Genomic DNA, 26,004 nt, shown 5'->3' on the forward strand with positions numbered 1-26,004 from the left:
CCGTGCAGAGGCAGCAAGATTAAATAAGTCTCAAAGAAAAGAACCTCTTAACAGTTTCAATTGTGTGGGGAGCAGATTTAGCGTATGTAAGTAGTATTGGTGGAAAAATGATGGGAAGCAAGATGATGCGAATATTTTCAATGCTTCAGGTGTCTTATTTTTATATTTTGTTTTTTATGTATTTTTCAGTGGTATTACTCTCTTATTGTAGTATAGGAGCAGAATAGTAAAATAAAAGTATGGGTAAGGAAATTAGAATTCACTCTAATTTATAAAAGGACATTAATCCAGTTGAAATTAATGCCCTTTCATAATGAATTTTTTCCTTAGTTACCTTTGAAATAATTAAATAATGTAAGGATTTACCTCTATAGTTGCCGCTTTTTTCACTGCATCTTCTAATGAAAGCCCGTAAAAATTTCTAGCATGGAAAAAACGTCCGCTTTTTTGATCATCAACAAATGCCCCGACCACAACTCCCGGGATCGCACTTTCTACTGTGTTTGGTGCATGCGAGCCACCTAAATCTGTTCTGCACCAGTTCGGATCAGTTATATTAATCATAACATTGGTTCCTTCAATCTTGGAAGCTAAATCCTTCGTAAACTTATCTAGGGCTGCTTTACTTGCGGCATAACCAGCTTGTTCTGGCTCGTTTTTAATTCCGCTTGTTGTATTAATAATACGTCCAAATCCCCGTTCAATCATTTTTGGTATAAGTCGATAACAAATGGTAGTAATCGAGATAAAATTAATACGGAAACTCATTTCAAAATCTTCAATAGGAGTTTTCCAATAGTCTGATCGGTATGCAATTTGTACAGCAGCATTATTAAAAATAATATCGACAGGAGTTCCTTTTTCTTCAATTTCATCAAGCATAGCAACTACTTCGTCGTGGTTAGCTAACTCTGCTTTTACGGAATATGCCTCAACACCGAGTGCTTTTACTTCTGATTCTATATTCTTTGTGTGTTCTAAGTTTCTACTATGCAATATAAGATTACAGCCTTGTTGTGCCATAAAAATAACAGTCTGATAACCTACACCTCTGCTTGCACCAGTAATTAGGGCCCATCTTCCTTTAACATCCACCATAACAAATCCCCCTTTAAAGTATAATTTACTTAACAATTTAAGTAAATTAAGTAATATTTTATCACAATATTACTTATCAGGAAGGATATTCTTTCTAAAATATAATAAGTACCTATATAGAAACTAGATTTAGAGTTTTGTTAAGGTTTGAAGGTGATGTATTATTTTACCTGTTAAGTAATTTCTAATGAAATAAAGTTACAATAAAACAATATTAGTTTAAACTAGTAGTAGGTAGGAATAGGTAAGTAGGGTGGTATTAAGGATGAAAAACAATGTAACAATGAAGGATATAGCGTCCCGTTTAGGAGTTAGTAGTGTAACAATTTCTAAAGCATTAAATGATAAAGAAGGCGTAGGTGAGGAACTGCGGGAGAAAATAAAAGCAGTAGCTGAAGAAATGGGCTATCGTTATAATACCGTGGCCAAAGCCATGAAGGAAGGGACCACTTATAATATCGGGGTTATGATTCCCGAAAGATTTACGAGCATCTCGCAGTCATCCTTTTATTTAGATGTTTATCAGCATATTTCGCGCGCGTTAGAAGAGTATGGATATTATGGGATTTTAAATATTTTGTCTAGCGATGATGAGGACCAATTACATCTTCCTAAGCTCTATCATGAAAATAAGGTAGATGGGTTTGTTTTTCTAGGACAAATAAATAAAGAATACATTAAAACGATTCAAATCATGGATCTGCCAAAGGTTTTCTTAGATTTTTATGATGAGCAAACGGATATTGATGCCATTATTACGGATAACTTTATGGGTGCTTATGAAATAACCAACTATCTTATTAATAAAGGACATAAGAACATAGCATTTGTTGGAAATGTCTATTCTACTAGTAGCATTCAAGACCGTTTCTTAGGATACTATAAGTCCCTCCTCGAACATAAAATGGAGCTTGTAAGTGATTATATCATTAAAGACAGAGACGAACGTGGAAAATATATTGAGATGACGATCCCGGAACACATGCCTTCCGCATTTGTTTGCAATTGTGATCAAATCGCACATAATTTGATTCTTAAATTAAAAAGCCAAGGGATTCGTGTTCCAGAGGATTGTTCAGTTGTAGGATTTGATAATGATATTTACGCTACGATTTCTGATCCTCCGTTAACAACCATTGCAGTTGATGTTGAAGAAATGGCTAAAACATCTGCCCGTTTTATCGTAGAAAAAATAAAAGACAGTCATAAAAGATTTGGCAGAGTTTCAATAAAAGGAAATATTGTCTATAGAGACTCAGTTAAAGAGATTTAAAACAAGGTGGTTATTGCCTTGTTTTTTTTATGTGTAAACAGTACTGATTTTTAATGAAAGTAACGAATAGTATTTACATAAAGTTATCGATTAAGTTATCATCGTGATAAATCCAGTGTTTATTTGGAGCATATAGAACTGAAGGAGGTATACGATGAAGGAAATTTTTATTAAAGGGATGACATATGGCTGGAATACTAAAAGAGGATCTTATCGTACAGATGAAGCAGTAGACTCGCTTAGAAAGCTGAAAGAAACAGGAAGTGAATGGGTCGCTCTGTCCTTTTACACCTTCCAAGAGAATGTATTTTCAACAGATATTACATTTGATTATGGCTTTACCATGACTGATAGGGATATTGAATTTGCTGTTATAAAGGCAAAAGAACTTGGTTTAAAAGTGTGCTTAAAGCCTGTTGTCAATTCTAAAGATGGACTTTGGAGAGCGAGAATTGGCTTTCCAGAGGATGCTCATGAGTATTGGGATAAATGGTTTCGGTCATATACTAATTTTCTCCTTCATTATGCGGAGTTGGCTGAGGAGCTTGGCTGTGAGATGTTTTGTATTGGTTGTGAGATGATTTCAACAGAATCAAAAACGGAGCATTGGATCAAAGTAATCGATGGAGTCAGAAAAATTTACTATGGTCCGATTGTTTATAATGCCAATCATGGGAAGGAAGAAGGGATAGAATGGTTCGACAAGGTTGATATCATTGGAACAAGTGCTTATTACCCTGTGGCTGATGGTCCAGATTGTAGTGAAGAAGTGATGATTGAAAATTGGAAAAAGGTTAAAAAACATATTAAAGCTTTACACCGGAAGTTTAATAAACCCATATTGTTTATGGAAATAGGCTGTCGCAGCGCAAAAGGCTGTGCAACGATTCCATGGGATTTTGAACATACCCATCTGCCATTTGATGAAGAGGAGCAAGCAAAATTTTATTCTTCTGTTATGAAGGTATTTTGGAATGAACCTTGGTTTGCTGGATTTTTCTGGTGGGATTGGAGCACTATATTATATCCCCTTGAAAAAGCAAGTGAGAATACAGGTTTTGATATATATGGAAAAAGGGCCGAACAAATTTTGAAGGATTGGTATTCAAGGTAAGATATGTCAAAGGAGCGTTTCAGATGAAGAAAAATGACAAAATTGTATTTATTGGTGACAGCATTACCGAATGGGGAAGAGGTGGGGATCCAGAAGATATTGGAACAGGTTATGTAAGGCTAATTCACGATTATTTAGTAACCGCTTACCCAGATAAAAAAACGGTAGTACTTAACAAAGGAGTAGGTGGACATCGGATTCCTGACTTAGCAAGCAGATGGGGAGTAGATGTAATTAATGAAAATCCAGCGTATGTATCTATTTCTATTGGAATAAATGATGTGTGGCGTCAACTTGACCATCCAGAAAAGGAGCAAGTATACCCTGAGAAGTTTGAAGAAATTTATTTAGACTTGTTAACACAAGTAAAAGAGAAAACGAATGCCAAAATGATTCTAATGGAACCTACTATCATTAAAGAAGAAGAATTTTCTGAGGGAAATCAAAAGTTGGCACGCTATGCGAAGATAGTAGAGAGATTGGCTGAGAAGTTTGATGCTATTTACGTCCCCACACATAAGGCATTTATAGAATACCTGCAAGCTGACAATCATTACTTGTTAACCCTAGATGGTGTTCATACCAATTCAGCGGGGAATATGCTAATGGCACAAACCTGGATTAAGGCTTTCGAAAACCATGTGAGACATTAGTAAGGTGACTTTTTAATCAACTAATATATTACTTTATTATATAAAAAAATTACTTAACTTTTTAGTTAAGTAGATTGAATTATTAAGTAACTAAGTGTATAATTTTATAATGTAAGCGTTTCATATAACTTGTTTTGGAGGGATGTTGGAATTAATCCGCAAAGATAGGAAGATTAAAAGTTTGCAAGGAGGAAAAGTATGATGAAAAATAGGAAAATATTTTCTACAGTATTGGCGTCAGCCGTTATTTTATCAACCATTTCGCCAGTATATGCCAGCACATCGGTTACGGCTTCTGTGGCATCATCCTCTGTAAAAGCTAGCAAACCAGCTCCCAATAAGGGGAGCAAAAGGGTTGAAAATTTTGTGGATTCTATGGCAACGGATCGTACAAAATCATTGTTCGCCTACCTGAGTGATATACGAGGGAAGCATGTATTATTTGGACACCAGCATACAACAGATGAGGGAATCACACTTACAGGTTCAGATCAACTTGAGTCAGATGTAAAAAACTCTGTGGGTGACTATCCTGCTGTATTTGGTTGGGATACCTTAAGCTTAGAAGGAAAAGAAAAGCCTGGTGTTCCCAATAATCTTGAGCAAAGTCGAACAAATTTAGCTGCCTCTATGAAGCAAGCACACGATCTAGGCGGAATTTTAGCATTAAGTACACACTTTCCTAACTTTGTTACGGGTGGAAGCTTTAATGATACAGCAGGCTCCGTCGTTGAACATATTTTACCTGGTGGAGATAAAAATGCTGAATTTAACGCCTTCCTAGATAATATTGCTGAATTCGCCAATAATTTAAAGGATGATAAAGGTGAACTGATTCCGGTTTTATTTAGACCATTCCATGAGCAGAATGGCGGCTGGTTCTGGTGGGGAGCAAAAACTACAACGACTAGTCAATATAAAGAAATTTTCCGTTATACCGTTGAATATTTAAGGGATAAAAAGGGTGTACATAATTTCTTATATGTATATTCACCAAACGGTACTTTCGGTGGTAGCCAAGAAAACTACCTTACTACATATCCTGGTGATGATTATGTAGATGTTCTTGGAATGGATCAATATGATAACCAAGCTAATCCAGGAACTGAAAACTTTTTAAACAACTTGGTAAGTGATCTAGGGATGATTTCCAGACTGGCTGATGAAAAAGGGAAAATTGCTACATTTTCTGAATTCGGTTATAGCCCGCAAGGTATGAAGGTATCTGGAAATGGTGATTTACAATGGTTTACGAAGGTGATGGATGCTATTAAAGCAGACCCGGATGCAAAAAGAATTTCTTATATGCAAACATGGGCAAACTTTGGACTTAATGGTAACTTATTTGTACCTTATAATGATGCTCCAAATGGATTAGGAGACCATGAGTTACTGCCTGATTTTATTAATTACTTTAATGATCCATATACCTCTTTCTTGGAGGAAGTTGGAAACCCTTATCATTATAAAGTTAAAGCGGCAGAAGAACAGCCATTTATGCATGTTGCCAGTCCAACAGTAGGAGCAACTATCAGTACAGCAACTACTAAGATCCGAGCAAGAGTGTTAAACGATGATCCGTCTAAAGTTACTTTTACTGTTGCAGGTATAGATACGGAATTTCCGATGCAACGCGATGCGGACGGCTATTATTCAGCTGATTGGTCTCCAGACGCCTCATTTAATGGTAAATCTGCAGATATTACTGTAAAGTCCTACGGAGTAGATAACTCGATACAAGAACAAACCTTAAAAGTGTTTGTGAAAGTGCCTGAAATCTCAATTAAAAAATATACTTTTGACTCGAATATAGAAGGTATACAAAATAACGGATCTTGGCCTGAATCGATTGTAACGAATTTGAGTTATTCCACATTAGATGGAGACGGTAAGTTGAAGATCAATGTAAAAGGTTTGAATCGTTCTGATACCTGGCAGGAATTAAAGCTCGAGCTAAAGAGTGTGAATCCAAACGAACTAGGTTATACAAAAAGGCTCAAATTTGATGCATTAATTCCCGTTGAAGCAGGCAATGGAAATGATGACGCAAGCATTCGTGGGGTAGTTATGCTCCCGCCTGATTGGGATAATAAATACGGTATGACAACGACAGAGCAAAAGCTATCTGCTCTTGAGACAACCACCGTAAATGGGGAAGAGTTTGTAAAATATCCTGTTACGATTGATTTGACTGATCCAGCAAAGATTGAATCTGCAACTAGTCTAGCAATCTCGTTGGTCGGTAATGGCTTACAATTAGACGGTGATATCTATTTTGATAACATCGAATTATTTAATACTTACTCAGTAGCACCTACTGATCCATCAGTTGTAGATGATTTTGAGTCTTATCAAGGGGATAGCGCAGCCCTAGCTACAAAGTTTGTTCATGCTGGTGGCGACTCGACTGCTGTTTCTCTTCAGGGGACAAATAAAAGTGGTGGCACTTATGGAATGAAATTTGATTACACACTAGGTGGCTCAGGATATGCAGGTATTACAAAGTCTCTAGGCGGTGTCGATTGGTCAGGCTTTAATAAACTTAAGTTTTGGCTCGCTCCAGACGGAAAAGACCAAAAGTTGGTTATCCAAATTCGTGTTGACGGTGTTTCTTATGAAGCGTATCCTTCCTTAGCTTCAACTACTCCTGGATGGGTTGAAATTCCGTTTAACCAGTTTACTGTTGCCCCATGGGATACAGCTAATGCAGGAAAAACATTAAACAAAGTGAATCTTAAAAATGTTCAAGACTTTGCGATTTACGTGAATTCTAAGAACGGGGAAACTTTAAGTAGTTCTTTGTATTTCGATGATATTAGAGCAATCAATGATGGGACAGGTGGAGTTCCAAACGGTGGAACAGGACCAGGAAGCACACCAGAGCAACCTGGCATCCTATATGACTTTGAATTCGATACCAATGGGTGGATAGTAGAACAAAATCAGGCGAATGCTACCAATCCAACTGTTTCCACAGATGAAGCTGCATCGGGTACCCATTCTCTTTTATCTACCTTGGATTTAACTAAGGCAGGTGGGTTTGAATTAGCAAAGGTACAGGCGGCTGACTTATCGGCTGTAAAAACGATTAGTGCCCGTGTAAAGCTCTCTGCTGGAACTGCGAATGTTCGTCTGTATATTAAAGTTGGTTCAAACTGGGCTTGGTATGACAGTGGGGCAGTAACCGTAGATTCAAGTGGATTTAAGACTCTGACAATTCAACTAGATCCGTCCTGGGGCTTAGATGCTGTTAAATCAATCGGTATAAAAGTGGAACCAACCAGTGGAACTGGAAATGCAGGAGTATATCTAGATAGGGTCGAATTATCTAATTAATAGATTGATAGTTTAATAAAGGTCAGTCTTAAGAGGCTGACCTTTGAATTTTATTTCAATTAGGGGATTTTAATATGGTTTATTTATCTGAAGAAAGTCGTTATGAATCAATGAAATACAATCGAAGTGGCAGGTCAGGATTATTATTACCGGCTGTTTCACTGGGATTATGGCATAATTTTGGAGGGGTAGATACCTTTGAAAATGGCCGTAGTATGTTAAGGAGAGCTTTTGACTTGGGAATAACGCATTTTGATCTTGCGAACAACTATGGGCCGCCACCAGGTTCTGCAGAGGAAATATTTGGACAATTGCTAAAAAAAGATTTCGCACCGTATCGTGACGAAATGGTTATTTCCACAAAAGCAGGTTATTATATGTGGCCAGGGCCATACGGTGATTGGGGGTCAAGAAAATATCTTATATCAAGCTTAGATCAGAGCCTGAAACGAATGGGCTTAGATTATGTCGATATTTTTTATTCTCATCGTCCGGATCCGAATACACCGTTAGAGGAAACTATGGCAGCTTTGGATTCCATTGTGCGTCAAGGTAAGGCTTTGTATATTGGTATTTCTAACTATAGCGTTGAACAAACAACGAAAGCGATTGAAATTCTAAATCAACTTGGAACTCCATTACTTATTCATCAGCCAAGCTATTCTATGTTTAATAGATGGATTGAAGATGGATTACAAGATGTTTTAGAGGAAAATGGGGTTGGTTCGATAGCATTTAGTCCCCTTGCACAGGGTTTGTTAACAAATAAGTATTTAGGGGGCATTCCAAGTGATTCTCGTGTAGCAAAGCCTACAGGCTACCTCCAAGAGGATCATATAACGCCAGAGGTAATTGACCGAGTTCATAAGCTTAATCATATAGCTGTAGAGCGTGGGCAAAGCCTATCTCAAATGGCTCTATCATGGGTATTGCGAGGTGGCAGAGTGACTTCTGTTCTTATTGGTGCTAGCAAAACTAGCCAAATTGAAGAAAACGTAGCTGCCTTAAATAACTTAGAATTTACTGATGAAGAATTAGTAATGATAGATGATATCCTTAATAACTAATCAAACATGTTCAGTGTCCCCAATTGTAGGGGGCGCTTTTTTTCATTTTTAATTCTTAGTATTCTACTATTACAACTGCTCATAAGTGAAAGAATTAATTTTTACATTAAAATTAAAAAGAGTTTACATATTTATATTAGATATATACATTTACATAACTAAGTATATACATTATAATGAAAGCGATAACGATATAAGGAGTGTTCTCATGAAAATAGAACAGGTCGTGAATCAATATAAAGATTATTTTGGAAAAGGAATTAAACCGGTAGATTTTGATGAATTTTGGAAATTGCAGTTAGAAGAACTTGAAAAACTCCCCTTGGATTATGAATTAGAGAAGGTTAACATCCCATCTAATGTGGCAGATTTTTATAATCTTTATTTTACTGGGGTTGGCGGAGCTAGAATTAGATGTCAATACGCTAAACCGAAACAAGTTAAAGGCAAAGTACCTGGAATGCTCATGTTCCATGGCTATCATGTTGATAGTGGAGATTTCGGAGACAAGGCTGGATGGGTTGCAGAAGGATTTTCTGTATTAGCAATGGATTGTCGGGGGCAAGGAGGTCTTTCGGAAGATAGATCCGTTGTAAAAGGCACCACTATGAAAGGGTTAATTATTCGTGGGGTGGAAGAAGGACCAGAAAGTTTATACTTCCGTTCTGTATTCTTGGATACAGTGCAAACTGCTAGAATCCTAATGTCTATGGAAGAAGTGGATAGTGAAGAAATCTATGTTCAAGGTGCCTCTCAAGGAGGAGCATTATCTTTAATATGCGCGGCTCTAGAACCTAGAGTGAAAAAGGTAGTCACACAATATCCGTTCTTAAGCGATTATCGGAAGGCATTTGAATTTGATATAACCTCTTCGGCCTATGAAGAATTGCATTATTGGTTTCGTTTCCGCGACCCTATGCATGAACGGGAAGAGGAATTTTTTAACACATTAGAATATATTGATTTGCAACATTTTGTATCAAGAATCAAGGCTGAAGTTAAATGGGCCATTGCATTAGAGGATGGCATTTGCTACCCAGTACAACAATTTGCGGTTTACAACAAAATACAATCTCCTAAAGAGATGATTTTCTTCCCGGAACATGGGCATGAGTATTTGCCGAAATTTGGAGACCGTGTAAAGGGGTTCTTGTTAAATGAGTAGAATGATAAAGGTAAACAAGGATAGACTAGAGTTCCATTTAACAAACGGTAAGGTGAGTTATTTATTTCGTGTAATGGATAAAATTCAACAATTAGAACATTTATACTTTGGAAAAAGCATTAATCATCGAAACAACTTTGACTATTTAACCGAAAGGGAAGTACGCCCTTCTAATAATCAGTTTGAGGGAGACCATACAACATCGCTCGAACATATTAGACAGGAGTATCCAAGTTTTGGATCAACAGATTTCCGTTATCCAGCCCAACAAATAAAGTATCCGTTAGGTGATCGAATCTCAAATTTTGAATATACTAGTTTCAATATTATAGAAGGAAAACCTAGATTAGAGGGGCTTCCTGCCACATATGCAGAAACAGCAGAAGAGGCTGAAACATTAGAAATTATTCTAAAGGATAAATATTCTGTGCTTTCTTTGCATATGTTGTACACCATTTTTAAAGGTCGCTCAGTGATTGCTAGAAGTGCAAAATTTACTAATAGTGGTCTAGAAACCTATCAAATTGAAAATGCAATGAGTTTAAGTATAGATTTTCCTCACAAAGATTTTGAACTCATCCATCTTAATGGAGCATGGGCAAGGGAAAATCATGTGGAAAGAAGACCTCTATTAACTGGAGTGCAATCGGTTTCAAGTGCTCGGGGAGCTAGTAGTCATGCCCATAATCCTTTTATTGCGTTAGCACGCCCGGAAACAACTGAACATTTTGGGGAAGCATACGGTTTTAGTCTAATTTATAGTGGGAATTTCTTAGCTCAAGTTGAGGTGGATACTTACAACGTAACTAGAGCAATGATAGGAATTAATCCGTTTCAATTTACATGGAAGCTAAACCCAAATGAAAGCTTCCAAACACCAGAGGCAGTACTAGTCTATTCAGCCAATGGTCTAAATGAAATGAGTCAATCGTTTCACGAGTTTTATAGAAATAGACTAGCTAGAGGAGAATGGCGTGATAAGGAACGCCCTATTCTAATTAATAACTGGGAAGCAACATATTTTCATTTCAATGAAGAAAAAATCATGGAAATTGCTCGGACTGGCGCTGATTTAGGAATGGAATTATTTGTTCTTGATGATGGATGGTTCGGTAATCGTCAAGATGATACGTCCTCCCTAGGTGATTGGTTTGTGAATAAGGAAAAATTGCCTAATGGAATGAAAGGGCTATCAGAAAAAATACATGGACTGGGCTTAAAATTTGGTCTTTGGTTTGAACCAGAAATGGTCTGTAAGGATACTAAATTATTTAGCGAACATCCGGACTGGTTGATTCAAGTTCCTGGTAAGAGGCTCTCTCATGGTAGAAACCAATTTATTTTAGACTTTTCTCGTCAGGAGGTTGTCGAGAATATTTTTGAACAGATGGATTCTATCCTATCTGAGTGTCAAATTGATTACATCAAATGGGACATGAACCGTTACATCTCAGAAGCCTTTTCTGTGGCGTTACCAGCAGACCAACAGGGTGAGGTCTCTCACCGTTATATATTAGGAGTTTATTCTTTATATGAAAAATTGATAGAACAATATCCTCATATTTTATTTGAGTCTTGTGCTGGTGGGGGAGCACGTTTTGATCCGGGTATGCTCTATTATGCCCCGCAGGCATGGGCAAGTGACGATACGGATGGTGTCGAGCGTTTAAAGATCCAATATGGCACATCCATGGTCTATCCATTATCTAGCATAGGAAGCCATGTTTCTGCTGTCCCGAATCATCAAGTAGGGAGAACGACATCTTTAGAAACAAGAACAAATGTAGCCTTCTTTGGTACTTTCGGTTATGAATTAGACGTTACGTTATTGACGGAACTAGAAAAGCAACAGATTAAAAAGGACATTGCATTTTTTAAAGAGCATCGAAGACTGTTCCAGCAAGGGACATTTATTAGATTAATGAGCCCATTTGCTGGGAATGAAACCGCATGGATGGTTGTGTCCAAAGATCATTCAGAAGCAATTGTTGGTTATTACGAGGTATTAGCGAAACCGAATCGCCCATATGAACGATTATTATTAAAAGGTTTAGCCGAAGACAAATTATATGAAGTCAATGGCAGTCTTCTCCGATATGGGGATGACTTAATGCAAATCGGCTTATTATTCGGAGATAACTTTATTGGGAAAGCTGATGAGTTTTGGGCTAGAGAGAAAGTGAAGGATTATAATAGTAAATTATTTTATTTAAAAGCAAAAGACTAATAGTTTAGGAGAGACAACCATGAAAAAGTTCCCGGAAAATTTTTGGTGGGGTGCTGCTACATCAGGTCCCCAGAGTGAAGGTCGTTTTAATAAGGAACATGCTAATGTATTCGATTATTGGTATGAGGTAGAACCAGAGGAGTTTTATAATCAAGTAGGTCCGGATACAGCCTCCAATTTTTACAATAGCTATGTAGAAGATATAAAATTAATGAAGGATATTCGCCTCAATTCCGTTCGAACATCGATTCAGTGGACTAGATTAATCGATGATTTGGAAACAGCTACTGTCAATGAAGATGGTGTGCGTTATTATAATAATGTGATTAATGAATTTATAAAACAAGGAATTACGCCAGTTATGGCCTTACATCACTTTGATTTACCAGTAGAACTTTATAATAAATATGGAGGCTGGGAATCAAAACACGTAGTGGAGTTATTTGTAAGATTCGCTGGTAAATGCTTTGAGTTATTTGGTGATCGGGTCAAACATTGGTTTACGTTTAATGAACCGATGGTAATAGTCGATGGGCAGTACTTATATCAATTTCACTACCCAAAACTTGTAGATGGCAAGAAAGCGGTTCAAGTAGCATATAACCTCAACTTAGCTTCTGCAAAGGCAATTAAAGTCTTTCGTGAAATGGGGATGCATGACCGTGGAGCAAAGATAGGGACGATTCTAAACCTGACACCTTCATATCCTGCTACTGACAATGAGGAAGATGTAAAGGCGGGCAGAATTGCTGATTTATGGCGTAATGAGATGTTTTTAAATGCAGCGGTTAATGGGGAGTTTCCAACAGAATTAGTGGATTTATTGACAAAAGATAAAGTCATCTGGGAATCAACTGAAGAAGAATTATCTATTATTAAGGAAAATACAATTGATACATTAGGAGTAAATTTCTATCATCCTTCCCGAGTGAAAGCTCCTGATATTTCGCCAAATAGTACGGCTGATTGGATGCCAAACCGTTACTATGATAACTATGATATGCCAGGGCGTAGAATGAATGTAGATAAAGGCTGGGAAATCTATCCTCAAGCACTGTACGATATTGCTTTAAATATTCGTGATAACTATAAAAACATTGAATGGTTTGTATCAGAAAATGGTATGGGTGTCTCCCGTGAAGAGCGATTCCTTAATGCTGAAGGTATGATTGAGGATGACTACCGAATTGAATTTATTCAAGAGCACCTAGAATGGTTGCATAAAGGAATTGAAGAAGGATCCAATTGCTTTGGTTACCATTTATGGACACCTATTGACTGCTGGTCATGGAAGAATGCTTACCGTAATCGTTATGGATTTATTTCAAATAATATTCATACACAAGTGAAGACCATTAAAAAGTCAGGTTATTGGATAAAAGAAGTAATTGAAAATAACGCTATAAAGTAAAGAGTAAGGATGTTTGTAAAAAGCACCTATTTTTGTAAGAGGCTATCAATGTCCTGGCAAATTAGGTGTTTTTTCATAAAAAAGAACAGGAAGTGTTAACATGTCACTAGTTGTATTCGATATCGGCGGTTCGGCAGTAAAGTATGGAGTTTGGGATAGTGAAGAAATCACTGGAAAAGGCTCGTTTGTTACTCCAGCTACATGGGAAGAAATGAAAGCAAATTTACTACGTGTGAAACAAGAATTTGGTGATCAATATCAAATAGAAGGTATAGCATTTAGTTCCCCAGGAGCAGTGAACCAAAAGACGGGTATCATTGAAGGGGCAAGTGCGGTCCCATACTTGCATAACTTCCCAATATTTACGGAACTGACTGAGCTGCTTGGCTGTCCAATTGCTATTGAAAATGATGCCAACTGTGCTGGTTTAGCAGAGGTTTGGATGGGTGCTGCCAAAGGATTAAAGGATGTTATCTTTGTGGTAGTTGGCTCTGGAATAGGAGGGGCAGTCATTGTAAATGGTAAAATTCATCATGGGAAGCATCTTTTTGGTGGTGAATTTGGGTATATGTTATTAACTGATGAAGGAACCTTTAGTGCTTTAGCTACCCCTGTAAGTATGGCTAATCGATATGCTGAACGAATGAAACTTACCAGTAAGGAAATAAGCGGAAAGGAAGTTTTTGATCTAGCGGAACAAGGGGATCAAGTGGCTATTGAAGAGGTAGAGAAATTTTATAGATACCTTGCACAGGGCATCTATAACTTACAGTACAGTTTTGATCCAGAAAAAATAATCATCGGCGGTGGTGTATCAAGTAAGTCAGATTTAATCCCGCAGGTAACACGTAAGCTTACAGAAATTATCGAACAAGTAAAGATTGCAACCATTTTTCCGGAAATTGAAATATGTCAATACAAGAATGATGCCAATCTCATTGGAGCGGTCTACAACTTCAAACTAAACTATAACAAGTAAAACAAAAGGCCTCTCACCTTATAGGTGAGGGGCCTTACTCAGTTTTTTCTAAACAGGAAGTCTTTGTAGCATTTCAAAACATAGTCTACCATTATGGTAAAAACCCTTCCAGGAATCGGCGATGTTCTCTGGTGTCTGGTAGACCTCACTTCGTAAGGAAGAAATAACTTCGCCCCTTTCATCGATTCTTGAGTACCATTCTCCATTTGGGCGAGAATCATGGAATTTTTCTTGGATATATTTCCACACGTTTTCACTATACGTGATAAAGGTTTCATCTTTTGTTAATTGATAAGCATTGTAAAAGCCAATGACAGCTTCAGCCTGAGCCCACCATACTCTTGTTTTATTTACCATTCCATTAGATTTGGCATCGTAAATAGAACCATCTGCATCTATTCCTTCACTTGCCACACGGTAAGCAATTTGCTTATTCATTTCAAGAATATCAGGTCGATCCAATTTGGTTATATGCAGCGTTTCTGTTAATAACCAGCTAGTTTCAATATCATGTCCATACGAATATGTATCCTTTGTAGGAACCCAATCACAATCAAATGATACTTGGCAATAATGCTCCTTTTCGTTATATATCTTTGTACGAAATATATCTAGCAGGTGCGTAATTCTATCCAATAAGAGTTCATTTGGCCAAACGCTATATAAATTCGTAAACGCTTCTAAGAGGTGAAGATGACTGTTCGTTGTAAAAATGGCTCCAGGTCCTTCGTTCAGTAGTTCATTTTCCTTTTGTTTCCAATCAATAGTAAACTCCTCAAAATATCCTCCGTGCTTTTCAGAAAAACATTTCTCCTCTATTAAATAAAACAGACGAATGGCACGTTCTAAAACCTCCGGATTTGGTGAGATTTTCGCATATTCACTTAAACCGTAAAGAGCAAAGCTTTGGGCATAAATATGCTTTGCAGAAATAAGTGGAGAACCTTTATAATCGACAAGCCAAAAAATACCCTTATGTTCATCATCCCAGAGGCTATTAATTAAAAATTGGTAAGAATGTTCAGCTGCCTGTAAATAAGAGTCATCCTTCATTATAAGATAGGCACGAGAGTAAGACCATAAATGACGAGCGCAAATGACCCCCCCCTTAGGACTCTCTTTATATAACTGTAAGTTGTAATCGACGGTTCCATAAGAACCGCCATTCTCGTAATCTAGTAGTTTTATCCAAAATGGCAAGATGGTATCATTTAGTTCGTTCAAAAATTCATATTTTTTCAAGTGGGACTACCTCCTCTTGTTCCTCTACAATATTTCTGATCCATTTTTTCGTTAATGTCCTTTTTACTCCTAGGACGGCTCGTATCACATCATGTGAATTAGCTAGAGCGTAGACAATAAATAGTGGGAGATGGAAGAAAACACCCAGGGCGGCCAAAGGAAGACCACATAACCATACTCCTAATGTATCTAGCCACATGACATATTTTGTATCACCTCCAGCTCTTAAAATCCCCACATTATTAATATAGTTAATATTTTTTGCAAGAGAGATCGCTAGATATACATAAATGAGACTATAAACATATTGTTCAACTTCTTGGGTGATATGATACAAGGACAAAACATAAGGCATTGCGAAGAAAATCAATATTCCTGCAATAATCGATAATAGTACCGTAATCTTAAGAAATTGTTTCGCATACTCAAAGGCTTTCTTTTTCTGGTTGGCTCCGATTTCATTTCCAATCATGACGGATGACGCATCACTTATTCCTGTAAAGATACAGGTGAAAATGAAGATGATTGGATCAATAAGAGAAATGGCAGCGGTTTGACTCGTCCCCATTGACGCGTATAACCAGAAAAAGATCGTATCTCCTACTCCCCAAGTTGCATGATTTACAATGGAGGGGAAGGTGATTTTAAAATAACTTCTACTTAAGTTACTACGAAATACATCTAGGTTTTCCTTAATGATCTTCCACGAAATAAAATCCTGTTTGATTAATAGCATGAATAGAAGACCAGTCTGAACAATGCGTGCGATGAGTGTAGCAATGGCTGCCCCTTCTACACCCAGTTCAGGTGCTCCGAATTTCCCATAAATCAAAATATAGTTTAATAGTGTATTAATGACTAAAGCGATTACACTATAATAAGTTGGCTTACGGACTTCTCCTGTAGTCTTTAAAGCTACTACAAAAATCATTGATAATGCGGTAAATACATAGGTATGTCCGATAATGATTAGAAAATCGCTACCTATTGTTTTAACCGAAGGATCTGATGAAAAAATACCAATGATCTGATAAGAGAAGAAGCTGGTAATGATAGTAAAAAGTAAAGAAAAGAGAGTAGAAATAACACTAACATATATGACTGCCCGGCTTACCCCCTTTTTGTTCTTCGTTCCCCAATATTGCGCACAAAAAATAGTGGCACCGCTTGCAAATCCCTGGAGAAGAATAATAAGAATTTGCGAGAACTTGTTACTCACCCCTACTGCTGCAATACTATCAACACCTAATCTTCCAACCATTATAGAATCAATCATATTAAGACTCGAAGTAATAAGTAGCTGGATGGTAATAGGGATTGTGAAGTATAACATCCGTTTGTAATATTCGTTTTTATTATCCATTTTCCTCACATACTTTCAATTTAATAACTTTACTTAAAGAATCTAGAAAGATATAATAAATCTACAACAAAAGTATATACATTTCAACTTAAATATATTACTTTTTGTTTACTTTTGTTAATTCAAATGGAGGTTGAAGAGATGAAGTTTATTAAAGGGTTCAGTTTTGGTTATATGAGTAAGCAAGGAGAATGGAGTGATCCAAAAGCAAAACAATCTTTACAATGGCTTAAAGAAAGGTGTGGAATTGATCATGTCGTTCTAACAGTAGTAGCTGAACAGGGTCATCCACAATCAACGACAATAAACTGGAAGGACCATCCAAATGTAGTGAGTGATAAGGAAATCACTGAAATGGTAAAGTTTGCCAAATCACTAGATTTAACCGTAATTTTAAAGCCGATGGTCAATGTCTCCGATGGAACTTGGAGAGCTCATATTAACTTCTTTGATACAGATGTACCTTGTGAGCCGAAATGGTCAGAATGGTTTTCTTCCTATAATGAATTTATTCTTCACTATGCAAAACTCGCAGAAGAAACTAATTGTTATATGTTTGTAGTTGGTTGTGAAATGGTAAATGCCGATCGCCGGGAACAGGAATGGCGACATTTAATCGATGAAGTGAGAAAAGTATATAGTGGTTTAGTTACTTATAATTGTGATAAATACCAGGAAGATGTACTAAAATGGTGGGATGCCGTCGATGTAATTTCCTCTAGCGGTTATTATCCAATTGATAAATGGGAAGAACAGTTAGATCGAATTGAAAGCGTTATCCTAAAGCATGGTAAGCCATTCTTCTTTTGTGAAGCAGGTTGCCCTAGCTGGGAGGGTGGAGAAATGCTTCCAAACGATTGGACCCTAAGAGGGAAAGCAGATATGAATGTACAAAAAGAATGGTATGAAGAAATGTTTAGGGCAACCAGTAAACGCAGTTGGGTAAAGGGTTTTGCCATGTGGGACTGGAAAGCACATCTTTATCCAAAAGAAGATGCGCCATCTAATCAAGATTATGCGGTTTATGGAAAGCCAGCAGAAGAGGTAATTTATAATTATTATAATAGTATTAAATAAGTAAAAGATTGATAGTATTAATGATTTTTAAAAAAAGTATTAATTTTTAAAAATAAAAGACTATACAAAATAAATTAAAAGGTGTTACAATGTTTTTGTAAACGTTTGCTGAATTTAAACCTTGGAGGGAAGTAGAATGAAGAAGTTATTCCGTATGGGGATTGTGGCAAGTGCTTTGGCTATTGCACTAGCCGGTTGTAGCGGCGGTTCTGATAAAACTGACGCAGATTCTGGAAAGGAAACCATTACATTTATTAATCACAAAACTGACTGGACTGGTAATGGTAAATGGGATGAATATATTGCCGAGTTCAATAAAAAACATCCTGATATCAATGTCAAAGTCGAAACGATTACGGATTATGCAGGACAAATGCAAATTCGCTTGAATTCAAAGGATTATGGCGACGTATTTATGGTTCCAACCACCATTAAGCCGGAAGACAATGCAACCTTCTTAGAACCACTAGGCGAAGTAGATGAACTATCTGAGAAGTATATGCTATTAAGTGACCGTGCGTATGAGGGAGTATCCTATGGAATTCCGATTGCAGTAAATACAACGGGGATTCTTGTTAATATGAAAGTATTTAAAGATGCAGGAATTGAAACCATTCCAACAAATCCAAATGATTTTGTTGCTGCATTGGAAACGATTAAGAAAAAGAACCCAGATGTAACACCTTTATACACGAACTATGCATCTGGTTGGACTCTAACAAACTGGGATTTCATTCGTACAGGAGCATCTGGAGACCCAGATGTTACTAATAAAATGGTTTCTGACAATGAACCATTTGCAGAAGGTAAAGTTTTAAATTCATCTTATAAACTATTATATGATTTAGCGAAAAAAGGCTTAACAGAAGCAGATCCTTCCACAACGGATTGGGAACAGTCAAAGAAAGATTTAGCGGATGGGAAAATTGCTGTTATGGTTCTAGGAAGCTGGGCAATCGAGCAAGTTCAAGCATTAGCAGAAAACCCTGAAGACATTCAGTATGCTGCCTTCCCGATCACTGCTCCAGATGGAAAGCAGTATGCAGCAATTGGTGGAGACTATAATATCGGAATTAACGCAAATAGTGAACATAAAGAAGCTGCGCGTACATTCTTAGATTGGTTTATCAATGAGTCAAATTATACTCAAGATACAGGGGCTATTTCACCAATTGTTGGAAAAGAAATGCCAACATCACTTAAAGCTATGGAAACAGCTGGAGTAGAATTTATTCAAGCGAATCCAGCACCTGAAGGAAAAGAATCATTATTTAGTGATATCAACAATGCTTCCGAAATTGGTATCGATACAACTGAAGCAACGAAGCAAAGAGTTGTTGATGCAGCTAAGGGGAATTCTGATGAGTCCTTTGATGCGATTATGAAGGATTTAAACTCTAGATGGGCTAATGCTTTGAAAGAGTTTAGTAACTAGAGTAATTAATAGTAGTCTTTTAACTGGGTTGGTTACAAAAGATGTAACAACCCAGTTCCTCTAATATAAATTAGAATTGAAAATTTTTATTCTTATTCAATTAGAGCCAGCTAATGAGATAAGAGGAGTAGAAACTATGAATAAATTAGAACTAAGTTATAAGGCACAGCGGAGATTAATCATTTTTCTTTTTTCAGCTATCCCTGTATTCCTTCTATTATTGTTTTCTTATTATCCACTTGTAAAAATGATTCAATATAGCTTTACCGATTGGAACGGAACTAGTCCTACAAAGAATAGCGTAGGCTTCGAAAATTATTTAAAAATATTTACTAACCCTGAATACTTTTCCGTATTTAAAGTTAGTCTTTATTACTTTGTGGCAACCTTTGTCCAATTAGGAATTGCACTATATTTTGCTACCATTCTAACATTTAAAGTTAAATTCGCTAATTTCTGGAAGGGTGTACTATTCTTTCCCTACCTTTTAAATGGAGTGGCAATAGGTTTTATTTTTTTATACTTCTATAAAGGTGGAGGAACGTTAGATACCGTATTAACCTTCCTAGGTTTAGAAAATCAAATACAATTATGGCTCGGGGATCGGTCATTAAATAATCTTTCTTTAGCTTTTACATCCATATGGCGTTATATGGGTTTTAACTTTATCATTTTCCTAGGAGCCATCCAATCAATCGATACAGAAATTTATGAAGCGGCAGAAATTGATGGAGCGAGTCGTTTCCAGCAATTTATATACATTATTTTACCGAGTATTAAACAAATTGTATTTTTAAATATCATATTAGGTATAAGCGGATCACTAAGCGTATTCGATATTCCTTATATTATGACTGGAGGGTCAAATGGAACGAAAACATTCGTCATACAAACAATTGATACAGCCTTTAAGTACCATAAATTAGGGTTAGCTTCTGCTATGGCTATCATCCTGTTGATCATTGTCATAGTTGTTACAGTGATCCAAAGATTCTTAACCAGAGAAAAGGGGGTGCGATAATGAAAGCAAATGTTAGTGTAATTGAAACAAAAACTTCTACTAAAGTAGACTCATTACTTATCATCAAGAAGATCATGGGGGCAATCGTAAAGTATGGGAGTTTATTACTTGGTGTAGCTGTTTCAATAATTCCTGTACTCGTCGTTTTCCTTGGTTCCTTTAAGACGAAAGAGGAGTTTTTATCGACGGGAGTTCTTTCTTGGCCAGAAAACTTTACTTTTGACAACTATACAAGAGCGTTTATCGATGGACAGATGTTAGTTGGTTTTAAGAATACTCTATTAATCTTTGTAGTTTCGATTTTGGGTAAGTTGTTACTAGGAACGATGATTGCTTACATTCTGAACCGATTTGAATTTAAAATGAAGAAGGTAATCATGGCGTTATTCCTTCTAGCAACTTTAATCCCTGGAATCACTACACAGGTTGCAACATTCCAGATTATTAACGGAATGGGATTGTTTAACACCATTTGGTCCGTTATCGTATTGAATCTTGGTACGGATGTAATTGCGGTATATATCTTTTTACAGTATTTGAATAATATACCTGTTTCATTAGATGAAGCTGCCATTTTAGAGGGTGCCTCTTACTTCCAAATTTACCGGAAAATTATTTTGCCTTTATTGAAGGCACCGATGATTACCATTCTGATCATTAGTGGTGTTGCTATCTATAATGATTTCTACAATCCATTTCTGTACATGCCATCACCTGAATTAAAGGTTATTTCTACTGCATTATTTGCATTTAAAGGACCTTATGGAACCGATTGGCCTGTTATTCTCGCTGGTGTTATTATCGTTATCACACCAATTCTTATTGTCTTTCTTGCCTTACAAAAATATATTTATAACGGTGTTTCTGGCTCAGTAAAATAAATTTTATCTCTTTATATTAGAGGAAGAGTAATAAAAATGCTTGGCAGAGAGTTTTCCTCTCTTCCAAGCATCTTATTGTTCTAATTTCTTATTAAATCGGGAATATAAACAATTTTCCTCGTAAGAATGATAAAAAGTGGGGGTGCTAAAAAGATAAATGCGATTAAATTTATTTTTACAATTAAGCTAAATGCTATCAGTGTAATAAATATAACTAAACTCCTTAGTGGGTGCCTTATACATGTATCAAATGCTAATGCATAAAGCCATTTTCGGGGATGTGCCTGATTTTTATCAGTAGCCAAAAAATAGACGGTATAGATGAAAAAAATCCATAAAACCGCTGTCCAAACCAGTAGCGGAATTTGTATTAAGCCCAGAAATGGAAATAAGCTATGTAGTGGTTGATAGATACTCATTACCGTTAACCCACTAAATAAAAACAAAAAGAACGATAGGCCCTTATACTGGTGATGTTGATCATAGGACATGCGGAATACCGACTGAATGGATTGATCTTCATAATCATCATGTAAGCTGTTTACAAGCCCAATGGCAGAAGGTACGAATCCATAAATAACTCCGCCTTTTATCATATATATCCAAAAAAAGAAGCTTGAAATAGAGTATTGGGAAATACGTTCGATTAAAAGTCTTATCAAATTCTTCAAAATGTCCACCCTTTTTTGTAATTTAATATATTTATACCTTTAAATACTTATAAATTCAAGCGTATTTAAGTATTTAAACGTATAAAAATATGTCTTTAAAATGTATATTCATTTATTTATTGTTGGTATTGATTTCATTTAAATTATTCTTCATATAATATTGAAAAATATAGTGTAATTTTTTTGAATGTATGTTGTATTAGATATATACCTATAAAATATTAGAAATGGTTTTTATTGGACCATTGCAGTGTTCTGAAGATGAAAAGGATCGTAATTTTAGGGAAGGTGTTAATTATGAATAAATATGAAATCATTTCAACTGAAATAAGAAATAGAATTAAACGTGACTTGTACCCATTGGATCAGCCGATTCCTGATGAATACACGCTTGCGCAGGAATTTGATTGCAGTAGAGTGACGATGAAAAGAGCTCTGGATATTCTGGTTAAAGAGGGGCTTTTATATAGAAAAAGAGGCCATGGTACCTTTATTATTAAGCCTCCTTTTGAGGACGATAAAGTAAATATTATCAGCGAAGAAAACATTGGATTATCTACATTAGCACGTGATCAAGAAGTAAAGAGTCAGGTTATTACGTTCGAAATACAATTTCCATCTGAAATAGTTGCAACACAGCTTAGAATCGACATGGATACACCTGTATACCATATTATTCGTTTAAGAATTGTAAATAATGAACCTTATGTAATTGAAGAAACTTACATGCCTGCTAATTTAATTCCAGGAATTAATGATGCGGTCCTTCACTCTTCTATTTATAAGCATATTAAGGAGACTCTCGAATTAAAAGTAGGTGGAGCACATCGCAAGATTAGGGCATGTAAATCGAATAAGCTAGATCAGGAATATCTAGGTTGTAAGGCAGATGACCCAATATTGGAAGTAGAACAAGTAGCGTTTTTGATAACCGGAATCCCGTTTGAATATTCTTTTTCACGTCATCACTATGATAAGTTTGTTTTTACAACGGTAACGGTCAATAGATAAATCGAAAGGAGTTAACAGAGATGCTTTTAGGGGGAATAGAAGCAGGAGGAACAAAGTTTGTCTGCGCAGTGGGAAAAACGGATGGATCGGTGGTAGAACGGCTTACAATACCGACGAATACACCAGAACTCACCATGCCAAAAGTGATAGAGTTTTTTAAACAATATAATATAAATTCGATTGGCATAGGTTCGTTTGGGCCAGTTGATGTAAACCCAGAAAGTTCAACTTTTGGAGTAATTACATCAACACCGAAATTAGCATGGCGTAATTTTCCTCTTCTTGCGACAGTTCGTGAGCAGTTGAATATTCCTGTGGGAATTACAACAGATGTAAATGCAGCTGCTTTAGGAGAACTCCATCATGGAGCTGCTCAGGGCATGGATAGTTGTCTCTATATTACAGTTGGAACTGGCATAGGTGCTGGAGCAGTTGTTCAAGGAAGTGTTTTACAAGGAATCTCTCATCCTGAAATGGGACATATTCTCATTCGACGTCATAAAGACGACCGTTATGAAGGAAATTGTCCTTATCATCAAGATTGTTTGGAGGGATTAGCTTCAGGGCCAGCAATTGAAGCGCGATGGGGATTAAAGGCGGAAGAACTCCAAATGAATAACGAAGTTTGGGAGCTAGAAGCATACTATATTGCCCAAGCGCTTATGCAATATATCCTTATTCTGTCACCTAAAAGAATAATTTTAGGAGGCGGAGTCATGAAGCAAATGCAAGTTTTCCCTCTTATTTATAAACACTTGAAGCAATTGATAAATGATTACGTAGTTTTCCCTGAAATAACAAATGATATAGAGCGTTATATCGTTAGTCCTAAATTAGGAAACGATGCAGGAATTACAGGAGCGTTAATGATTGCACAACAGGTATTAGAAAAAAGAAAATGATATAGGAGAAACAGGAGGATAAAGGATGCAGCCTTTATTTTTAAAGCCGATCTTTAAAGAACGAATTTGGGGAGGAACCTCTCTTCATGATGAATTCGGATACGATATCCCAAAAGGACGTATTGGTGAATGCTGGGCAATTTCCGCACATCCAAACGGAGCATCCGTTGTTGAAAATGGGGAATATGCTGGAGTAACCCTAGATGCACTATGGAAGGAACATCCTGAATTATTTGGGAATCCAAAAGAGGAAGTATTTCCGTTATTAACTAAAATACTAGATGCTAATATGGATTTATCGGTTCAGGTCCATCCTGATGATGTCTATGCAAAAATCCATGAGAACGGTGAGTTGGGTAAAACAGAATGTTGGTACATTCTAGATTGTAAAGAGAATGCAGAGATGATTTTTGGCCATAAAGCCTATTCAAGAGAAGAGTTAATGTATTTTATAAAGGAAGGTAAATGGGAAGACTTACTCGGGCGGGTAAAAATAAAGCCTGGTGATTTCTTTTTCGTACCAAGCGGTACTATTCACGCTTTGTGTGAAGGGACGCTTGTATTAGAAACGCAACAGAGCTCGGATACCACCTATCGGGTATATGATTATGAACGTGTAGATGATGGTGGAAATAGAAGAGAGCTTCACTTAGAAAAGGCGATTGAAGTTACAACTGTACCACATAAGGCCGAAACAATAACCCCCGTTACTCATCAGGAAAATGGAGCTAAAATTACAACATATATCGAATCATCATTTTTCTCTGTTTACAAATGGGAAATAGAAACAACCGCATCTTTTAAATCGTATAATCAATATTTATTGTGTAGTGTGATTAATGGAGAAGGTTCATTAGTTAAAGATGGGGAAACTTACCTTTTGGGAAAAGGCGATCATTTTATATTACCAGTAAATTTTGGAGTATTTGAAATGAAAGGGCCGATCGAAGTGCTTGTTTCTCAACCATAAATTGAAAATTATTTTTGAAAAACAAAAGAGGTCGTTACTAAATGTTACGACCTCTTTTATTATGGTACTTAGAAAATCATTACAATAATTGATGGTTTACTTTGGAACAGCCTTTTTCTAATTAAACTAAAGGGGGCGATTCTTCCATAAGGCGATCGCTTTTTCTTATTCAACAAAAGCAGTGTTTAGTTCAATAAGAAAGTCCGTTTTATGTGGGGGTTATAAGGATTATTCAAAAGAAAAGACCGCGATATAAGCGGTCAGAAATTGGTTAGAGGTAAAGTATACCAGTTAGTAAAGCCTTTTTTACTTAATATTTACCTTCTCTTTTTTTAGTATATCTTTCACCACATCTTCAATAGTTACATTCCCCAAAGCTTTCTCCATTGCTGTTTGGGCAATTGTAAAAAGTGGAAGAACTGTATCTTGAATGTTTCTTCCAACAGGGCAGTCAGGATTAGGATGTTCATGGATACTAAATAATTCTTTTTCCTGTATCACATTTACAGCTTTATACACATCAAGCAATGTGATATCAGACAAATCTTTCGCTAATTCAGCGCCTGCAATGCCAGGACGTACATGAACTAAACCCGCGCTCTTTAGCATCCCCATTATCTTCCTAATAACTGCTGGATTTGTGTTAACACTACCTGCTAAAAATTCGGAAGAGTTGACTCCCGTTTTATTAATCTCAATAAGAGTTAGAATATGGATCCCAACAGCAAATCTGCTACTAATGGACATCTAAAGCACCTTCCTAGAAATTTGAATAATAATAAAAGTGTAATTAAAATGGTTACAAGTTTATTATACCTTAAGTACGAAGAAATTCTTTAAAAAATTCATTAAGGTTAACCTGTTGACAAACTGGTTACATGTAATTTATATTGTTACATGTAACCAGTTTGATTACAATGTAAAAAATAAACCTCAGGTTTGTATGAATGAGAAATTCTTAAATATAACAGCCAAAGTGTTATAGAGATTTCCACAAGTATGAACATTAAATACATTAAGAACTGAGATCCTTCCAGAACACCACATCAAGATAATCAAGGAATTACTAACGTTTGGTTTGGAATACATGGCAATCTTCTGGGTACTT

The 26,004-nt window shown here is 36.4% G+C and carries 21 protein-coding genes; 16 read left to right on the plus strand and 5 right to left on the minus strand.

Annotated features, from left to right (window positions below; genetic code table 11):
* Positions 1-345 precede the first annotated feature (345 nt).
* Positions 346-1,098 carry an SDR family NAD(P)-dependent oxidoreductase gene (locus ACVBAX_RS22435; RefSeq protein ID WP_447118975.1) on the minus strand — a complete coding sequence of 251 codons (753 nt, stop codon included), beginning with the start codon at positions 1,096-1,098 and terminating at the stop codon, positions 346-348.
* Between the two features lie 265 nt (positions 1,099-1,363).
* Here ACVBAX_RS22435 and ACVBAX_RS22440 point away from each other — a divergent pair, with 265 nt between their 5' ends.
* The 9 genes from ACVBAX_RS22440 (at position 1,364) to ACVBAX_RS22480 (ending at position 14,323) form a co-directional block, all read left to right on the plus strand.
* The gene (locus tag ACVBAX_RS22440) at positions 1,364-2,371 is read left to right on the plus strand and encodes a substrate-binding domain-containing protein (protein ID WP_447118977.1); all 1,008 of its coding nucleotides are present in this window, start codon (positions 1,364-1,366) and stop codon (positions 2,369-2,371) included.
* 154 nt (positions 2,372-2,525) lie between these two features.
* Positions 2,526-3,485 (plus strand): glycoside hydrolase family 113, encoded by a 960-nt coding sequence (locus ACVBAX_RS22445; protein ID WP_447118979.1) that lies wholly within the window; start codon positions 2,526-2,528, stop codon positions 3,483-3,485.
* 23 nt (positions 3,486-3,508) lie between these two features.
* Positions 3,509-4,138 (plus strand): SGNH/GDSL hydrolase family protein, encoded by a 630-nt coding sequence (locus ACVBAX_RS22450; RefSeq protein ID WP_447118981.1) that lies wholly within the window; start codon positions 3,509-3,511, stop codon positions 4,136-4,138.
* A 198-nt stretch (positions 4,139-4,336) separates the two neighbouring features.
* Positions 4,337-7,474, plus strand: a complete 3,138-nt coding sequence (locus ACVBAX_RS22455) for a glycosyl hydrolase (RefSeq protein WP_447118983.1) — start codon at positions 4,337-4,339, stop codon at positions 7,472-7,474.
* A gap of 74 nt (positions 7,475-7,548) precedes the next feature.
* Entirely contained in the window at positions 7,549-8,541 is a 993-nt protein-coding gene (gene mgrA, locus ACVBAX_RS22460) for an L-glyceraldehyde 3-phosphate reductase (RefSeq protein ID WP_447118985.1), read from the plus strand.
* 208 nt (positions 8,542-8,749) lie between these two features.
* Complete coding sequence (locus tag ACVBAX_RS22465) at positions 8,750-9,706, plus strand: acetylxylan esterase (RefSeq protein ID WP_447118987.1); 957 nt, start codon at positions 8,750-8,752, stop codon at positions 9,704-9,706.
* Positions 9,699-11,933, plus strand: a complete 2,235-nt coding sequence (locus ACVBAX_RS22470; protein WP_447118989.1) for an alpha-galactosidase — start codon at positions 9,699-9,701, stop codon at positions 11,931-11,933. Before ACVBAX_RS22465 ends, ACVBAX_RS22470 begins: the two co-directional genes overlap by 8 nt.
* A gap of 19 nt (positions 11,934-11,952) precedes the next feature.
* Positions 11,953-13,344 carry a glycoside hydrolase family 1 protein gene (locus ACVBAX_RS22475; RefSeq protein ID WP_447118991.1) on the plus strand — a complete coding sequence of 464 codons (1,392 nt, stop codon included), beginning with the start codon at positions 11,953-11,955 and terminating at the stop codon, positions 13,342-13,344.
* Positions 13,345-13,444: 100 nt separating this feature from the next.
* Positions 13,445-14,323 (plus strand): ROK family protein, encoded by an 879-nt coding sequence (locus ACVBAX_RS22480; protein WP_447118993.1) that lies wholly within the window; start codon positions 13,445-13,447, stop codon positions 14,321-14,323.
* Between the two features lie 48 nt (positions 14,324-14,371).
* On the opposite strand, the gene ACVBAX_RS22485 is transcribed toward ACVBAX_RS22480, so the two are convergent.
* Both ACVBAX_RS22485 and ACVBAX_RS22490 read right to left on the minus strand, forming a co-directional pair.
* The gene (locus tag ACVBAX_RS22485) at positions 14,372-15,565 is read right to left on the minus strand and encodes an AGE family epimerase/isomerase (RefSeq protein ID WP_447118995.1); all 1,194 of its coding nucleotides are present in this window, start codon (positions 15,563-15,565) and stop codon (positions 14,372-14,374) included.
* Positions 15,552-16,928, minus strand: a complete 1,377-nt coding sequence (locus tag ACVBAX_RS22490; protein ID WP_447118997.1) for an MATE family efflux transporter — start codon at positions 16,926-16,928, stop codon at positions 15,552-15,554. Before ACVBAX_RS22490 ends, ACVBAX_RS22485 begins: the two co-directional genes overlap by 14 nt.
* Positions 16,929-17,069: 141 nt before the next feature.
* Here ACVBAX_RS22490 and ACVBAX_RS22495 point away from each other — a divergent pair, with 141 nt between their 5' ends.
* From ACVBAX_RS22495 to ACVBAX_RS22510, 4 genes are all read left to right on the plus strand, one after another.
* Positions 17,070-18,005, plus strand: a complete 936-nt coding sequence (locus ACVBAX_RS22495) for a glycoside hydrolase family 113 (protein ID WP_447118999.1) — start codon at positions 17,070-17,072, stop codon at positions 18,003-18,005.
* 136 nt (positions 18,006-18,141) lie between these two features.
* Entirely contained in the window at positions 18,142-19,440 is a 1,299-nt protein-coding gene (locus ACVBAX_RS22500; protein ID WP_447119001.1) for an ABC transporter substrate-binding protein, read from the plus strand.
* Between the two features lie 136 nt (positions 19,441-19,576).
* The gene (locus tag ACVBAX_RS22505) at positions 19,577-20,461 is read left to right on the plus strand and encodes a carbohydrate ABC transporter permease (protein WP_447119003.1); all 885 of its coding nucleotides are present in this window, start codon (positions 19,577-19,579) and stop codon (positions 20,459-20,461) included.
* Positions 20,462-20,535: 74 nt separating this feature from the next.
* On the plus strand, positions 20,536-21,342 hold the full coding sequence (locus tag ACVBAX_RS22510) for a carbohydrate ABC transporter permease (protein ID WP_447119054.1): 807 nt from the start codon (positions 20,536-20,538) through the stop codon (positions 21,340-21,342).
* Positions 21,343-21,422: 80 nt separating this feature from the next.
* Here the strand turns inward: ACVBAX_RS22510 and ACVBAX_RS22515 are convergent, their stop codons facing one another.
* The gene (locus ACVBAX_RS22515; protein WP_447119005.1) at positions 21,423-22,013 is read right to left on the minus strand and encodes a hypothetical protein; all 591 of its coding nucleotides are present in this window, start codon (positions 22,011-22,013) and stop codon (positions 21,423-21,425) included.
* A gap of 297 nt (positions 22,014-22,310) precedes the next feature.
* Here ACVBAX_RS22515 and ACVBAX_RS22520 point away from each other — a divergent pair, with 297 nt between their 5' ends.
* The 3 genes from ACVBAX_RS22520 to manA are packed head-to-tail and all read left to right on the plus strand — an operon-like array spanning position 22,311 to position 24,896.
* Entirely contained in the window at positions 22,311-23,024 is a 714-nt protein-coding gene (locus tag ACVBAX_RS22520; protein ID WP_447119007.1) for a GntR family transcriptional regulator, read from the plus strand.
* A gap of 20 nt (positions 23,025-23,044) precedes the next feature.
* Entirely contained in the window at positions 23,045-23,926 is an 882-nt protein-coding gene (locus tag ACVBAX_RS22525) for an ROK family protein (RefSeq protein ID WP_447119009.1), read from the plus strand.
* A gap of 25 nt (positions 23,927-23,951) precedes the next feature.
* The gene (gene manA / locus ACVBAX_RS22530) at positions 23,952-24,896 is read left to right on the plus strand and encodes a mannose-6-phosphate isomerase, class I (RefSeq protein ID WP_447119011.1); all 945 of its coding nucleotides are present in this window, start codon (positions 23,952-23,954) and stop codon (positions 24,894-24,896) included.
* A gap of 306 nt (positions 24,897-25,202) precedes the next feature.
* On the opposite strand, the gene ACVBAX_RS22535 is transcribed toward manA, so the two are convergent.
* The gene (locus ACVBAX_RS22535) at positions 25,203-25,643 is read right to left on the minus strand and encodes an Rrf2 family transcriptional regulator (protein ID WP_447119013.1); all 441 of its coding nucleotides are present in this window, start codon (positions 25,641-25,643) and stop codon (positions 25,203-25,205) included.
* Positions 25,644-26,004: the final 361 nt, after the last annotated feature.

It is taken from the genome of Robertmurraya sp. GLU-23, assembly GCF_052983275.1.

Excerpts from the sequence above, each read along its gene's own strand:
- ACVBAX_RS22450 (WP_447118981.1), top strand. The coding sequence starts at position 3,509 with ATGAAGAAAAATGACAAAATTGTATTTATTGGTGACAGCATTACCGAA.
- ACVBAX_RS22505 (WP_447119003.1), top strand. The coding sequence starts at position 19,577 with ATGAATAAATTAGAACTAAGTTATAAGGCACAGCGGAGATTAATCATT.
- ACVBAX_RS22440 (WP_447118977.1), top strand. The coding sequence starts at position 1,364 with ATGAAAAACAATGTAACAATGAAGGATATAGCGTCCCGTTTAGGAGTT.
- ACVBAX_RS22480 (WP_447118993.1), top strand. The coding sequence starts at position 13,445 with ATGTCACTAGTTGTATTCGATATCGGCGGTTCGGCAGTAAAGTATGGA.
- ACVBAX_RS22470 (WP_447118989.1), top strand. The coding sequence starts at position 9,699 with ATGAGTAGAATGATAAAGGTAAACAAGGATAGACTAGAGTTCCATTTA.
- ACVBAX_RS22520 (WP_447119007.1), top strand. The coding sequence starts at position 22,311 with ATGAATAAATATGAAATCATTTCAACTGAAATAAGAAATAGAATTAAA.
- manA (WP_447119011.1), top strand. The coding sequence starts at position 23,952 with ATGCAGCCTTTATTTTTAAAGCCGATCTTTAAAGAACGAATTTGGGGA.
- ACVBAX_RS22495 (WP_447118999.1), top strand. The coding sequence starts at position 17,070 with ATGAAGTTTATTAAAGGGTTCAGTTTTGGTTATATGAGTAAGCAAGGA.
- ACVBAX_RS22490 (WP_447118997.1), bottom strand. The coding sequence starts at position 16,928 with ATGGATAATAAAAACGAATATTACAAACGGATGTTATACTTCACAATC.
- mgrA (WP_447118985.1), top strand. The coding sequence starts at position 7,549 with ATGGTTTATTTATCTGAAGAAAGTCGTTATGAATCAATGAAATACAAT.
- ACVBAX_RS22475 (WP_447118991.1), top strand. The coding sequence starts at position 11,953 with ATGAAAAAGTTCCCGGAAAATTTTTGGTGGGGTGCTGCTACATCAGGT.
- ACVBAX_RS22435 (WP_447118975.1), bottom strand. The coding sequence starts at position 1,098 with ATGGTGGATGTTAAAGGAAGATGGGCCCTAATTACTGGTGCAAGCAGA.
- ACVBAX_RS22510 (WP_447119054.1), top strand. The coding sequence starts at position 20,536 with ATGGGGGCAATCGTAAAGTATGGGAGTTTATTACTTGGTGTAGCTGTT.
- ACVBAX_RS22455 (WP_447118983.1), top strand. The coding sequence starts at position 4,337 with ATGATGAAAAATAGGAAAATATTTTCTACAGTATTGGCGTCAGCCGTT.
- ACVBAX_RS22525 (WP_447119009.1), top strand. The coding sequence starts at position 23,045 with ATGCTTTTAGGGGGAATAGAAGCAGGAGGAACAAAGTTTGTCTGCGCA.
- ACVBAX_RS22465 (WP_447118987.1), top strand. The coding sequence starts at position 8,750 with ATGAAAATAGAACAGGTCGTGAATCAATATAAAGATTATTTTGGAAAA.
- ACVBAX_RS22500 (WP_447119001.1), top strand. The coding sequence starts at position 18,142 with ATGAAGAAGTTATTCCGTATGGGGATTGTGGCAAGTGCTTTGGCTATT.
- ACVBAX_RS22535 (WP_447119013.1), bottom strand. The coding sequence starts at position 25,643 with ATGTCCATTAGTAGCAGATTTGCTGTTGGGATCCATATTCTAACTCTT.
- ACVBAX_RS22445 (WP_447118979.1), top strand. The coding sequence starts at position 2,526 with ATGAAGGAAATTTTTATTAAAGGGATGACATATGGCTGGAATACTAAA.